Source organism: Labedaea rhizosphaerae (assembly GCF_004362825.1).
Lineage (GTDB): Bacteria > Actinomycetota > Actinomycetes > Mycobacteriales > Pseudonocardiaceae > Labedaea > Labedaea rhizosphaerae.
Genome location: NZ_SNXZ01000019.1, coordinates 1 through 3637, shown reverse-complemented (window position 1 = coordinate 3637; position 3637 = coordinate 1). Strand labels below are relative to the sequence as shown.

Genomic DNA, 3637 nt, shown 5'->3' with positions numbered 1-3637 from the left:
TTCGGTCCGAAGACCTCCGCGGCTTTGGGCGGTTAGTATCACTGACCTCGCCAGGGACGCATCCACACGGGTACGGGAATATCAACCCGTTGTCCATCGACTACGCCTGTCGGCCTCGCCTTAGGTCCCGACTTACCCTGGGCGGATTAGCCTGGCCCAGGAACCCTTGGTCATCCGGCGGCAGAGTTTCTCACTCTGCATTCGCTACTCATGCCTGCATTCTCACTCCCACAGCCTCCACACCTGGATCACTCCGGCGCTTCCCTGGCTGCAGGACGCTCCCCTACCCATCCCTACCACTGCACCAGAACTCAAGGCTCTGGCGGATGTATATGTAGGAATGACACAGCTTCGGCGGTACGCTTAAGCCCCGCTACATTGTCGGCGCAGGACCACTTGACCAGTGAGCTATTACGCACTCTTTCAAGGGTGGCTGCTTCTAAGCCAACCTCCTGGTTGTCTGGGCGACCCCACATCCTTTCCCACTTAGCGCACACTTAGGGGCCTTAGCTGGTGTTCTGGGCTGTTTCCCTCTCGACTACGAACCTTATCGCCCGCAGTCTCACTGCCGCGCTCTCACGTACCGGTATTCGGAGTTTGGTTGATTTCGGTAAGCTTGTAGGCCCCCTAGACCATCCAGTGCTCTACCCCCAGCACGAAACACGCGACGCTGCACCTAAATGCATTTCGGGGAGAACCAGCTATCACGGAGTTTGATTGGCCTTTCACCCCTACCCACAGCTCATCCCCCAGGTTTTCAACCCTGGTGGGTTCGGGCCTCCACGACGTCTTACCGTCGCTTCACCCTGGCCATGGGTAGATCACTCCGCTTCGGGTCTAGACCACGCGACTAAACGCCCTATTCAGACTCGCTTTCGCTACGGCTACCCCACACGGGTTAACCTCGCCACGCAGCACTAACTCGCAGGCTCATTCTTCAAAAGGCACGCCATCACCCCACAAGGCTCTGACGGCTTGTAGGCATACGGTTTCAGGTACTCTTTCACTCCCCTCCCGGGGTACTTTTCACCTTTCCCTCACGGTACTTGTCCGCTATCGGTCATCAGGAAGTATTTAGGCTTACCGGGTGGTCCCGGCAGATTCACAGCAAATTCCACGAGCTCGCTGCTACTTGGGATACCCAACCAGGAAGACATCGCGCTTTCGCCTACGGGACTCTCACCCACTACGGTATGGCTTCCCAACACATTTCGGCTAGCAACAATGTTTTATGACTTCCCGTCACGCCGGCAGACGTGACCATTAGGTCCCACAACCCCGCACACGCAACCCCTGCCGGGTATCACACGCGCACGGTTTAGCCTCATCCGCTTTCGCTCGCCACTACTCACGGAATCACGGTTGTTTTCTCTTCCTACGGGTACTGAGATGTTTCACTTCCCCGCGTTCCCTCCACACACCCTATATATTCAGGTGCGGGTGACCCCACATGACTGGGGCCGGGTTTCCCCATTCGGACACCCTCGGATCTCAGCTTGGTTGGCAGCTCCCCGAGGCTTATCGCAGCCTCCTACGTCCTTCATCGGCTCCTGATGCCCAGGCATCCACCGTATGCCCTTAACAACTTGCACCACAAAGATGCTCGCATCCACTGTACAGTTCTCAAACACCAACCAGACACAATCTCTTTCACGATGAACACAGCACCAGAAACCTGGCCGTCTGAACATCAGAGATTCGCTGACCTGCCTAAGACCAGCCACACTCTCGTGTGTTGTCTCAGGACCCAACAGTGTGCCGGACAAACACGCTTGATCCCGGTAACCCCTGATGTCGTTTTCCACGCGGAGTAAACCCCACAGTACTAGCGCGCCACCAACAATCACCGAGCTTCCGCTCAGCCAGTAGTTCCACAATTCTATGAGCAGTCCACGCTCGACACGTACGGCCGAGAACGCGAACCCTCCACCACAACCCCTCACGGGAACTTGTGATGCAGTTGGCTCCTTAGAAAGGAGGTGATCCAGCCGCACCTTCCGGTACGGCTACCTTGTTACGACTTCGTCCCAATCGCCAGTCCCACCTTCGACCACTCCCTCTCCGAAGAGTTGGGCCATGGGCTTCGGGTGTTACCGACTTTCGTGACGTGACGGGCGGTGTGTACAAGGCCCGGGAACGTATTCACCGCAGCGTTGCTGATCTGCGATTACTAGCGACTCCGACTTCACGGGGTCGAGTTGCAGACCCCGATCCGAACTGAGACCGGCTTTAAGGGATTCGCTCCACCTCACGGTCTCGCAGCCCTCTGTACCGGCCATTGTAGCATGTGTGAAGCCCTGGACATAAGGGGCATGATGACTTGACGTCATCCCCACCTTCCTCCGAGTTGACCCCGGCAGTCTCCCATGAGTCCCCGCCATAACGCGCTGGCAACATGGAACGAGGGTTGCGCTCGTTGCGGGACTTAACCCAACATCTCACGACACGAGCTGACGACAGCCATGCACCACCTGCACACCAACCACAAGGGAAGCCCTATCTCTAGGGATGTCTGGTGCATGTCAAACCCAGGTAAGGTTCTTCGCGTTGCATCGAATTAATCCACATGCTCCGCCGCTTGTGCGGGCCCCCGTCAATTCCTTTGAGTTTTAGCCTTGCGGCCGTACTCCCCAGGCGGGGCGCTTAATGCGTTAGCTACGGCACGGAATCCGTGGATGGACCCCACACCTAGCGCCCAACGTTTACGGCGTGGACTACCAGGGTATCTAATCCTGTTCGCTCCCCACGCTTTCGCTCCTCAGCGTCAGTATCGGCCCAGAGACCCGCCTTCGCCACCGGTGTTCCTCCTGATATCTGCGCATTTCACCGCTACACCAGGAATTCCAGTCTCCCCTACCGAACTCAAGTCTGCCCGTATCGACCGCAAGCCCAGAGTTAAGCCCCAGGTTTTCACGGCCGACGCGACAAACCGCCTACGAGCTCTTTACGCCCAATAATTCCGGACAACGCTCGCACCCTACGTATTACCGCGGCTGCTGGCACGTAGTCAGCCGGTGCTTCTTCTACCGGTACCGTCACTTGCGCTTCGTCCCGGTCGAAAGAGGTTTACAACCCGAAGGCCGTCATCCCTCACGCGGCGTCGCTGCGTCAGGCTTTCGCCCATTGCGCAATATTCCCCACTGCTGCCTCCCGTAGGAGTCTGGGCCGTGTCTCAGTCCCAGTGTGGCCGGTCGCCCTCTCAGGCCGGCTACCCGTCGTCGCCTTGGTAGGCCATCACCCCACCAACAAGCTGATAGGCCGCGGGTCCATCCCATACCGCCGGAACTTTCCACCCACAACCATGCGGTTGAAGGTCGTATCCGGTATTAGACCCAGTTTCCCGGGCTTATCCCAGAGTACAGGGCAGGTTACCCACGTGTTACTCACCCGTTCGCCGCTCGTGTACCCCGAAGGGCCTTACCGCTCGACTTGCATGTGTTAAGCACGCCGCCAGCGTTCGTCCTGAGCCAGGATCAAACTCTCCAACAATGAACAGTTTGGTAAACCTGACAAAAAGACACCAAAAACTGGCATCAATCCATCTCAAAGGAAACCCCTGACAGGGGGTTTCATACATAAGCTCTACTGGCTTAAGTTTATCGGCACACTGTTGAGTTCTCAAACAACACACGCGCAA

Annotated in this window: 2 rRNA genes (1 of these 2 cut by a window edge); both read right to left on the bottom strand. The window is 57.3% G+C overall.

The features are described 5' to 3' along the window. Nucleotides 1–1592 (bottom strand): 23S ribosomal RNA (locus EV186_RS38640); it reaches 1622 nt to the left of the window's first position. Between the two features lie 380 nt (nucleotides 1593–1972). Then, nucleotides 1973–3489 (bottom strand): 16S ribosomal RNA (locus EV186_RS38635). The 16S and 23S rRNA genes sit together here, the layout of an rRNA operon. Nucleotides 3490–3637 lie beyond the last annotated feature (148 nt).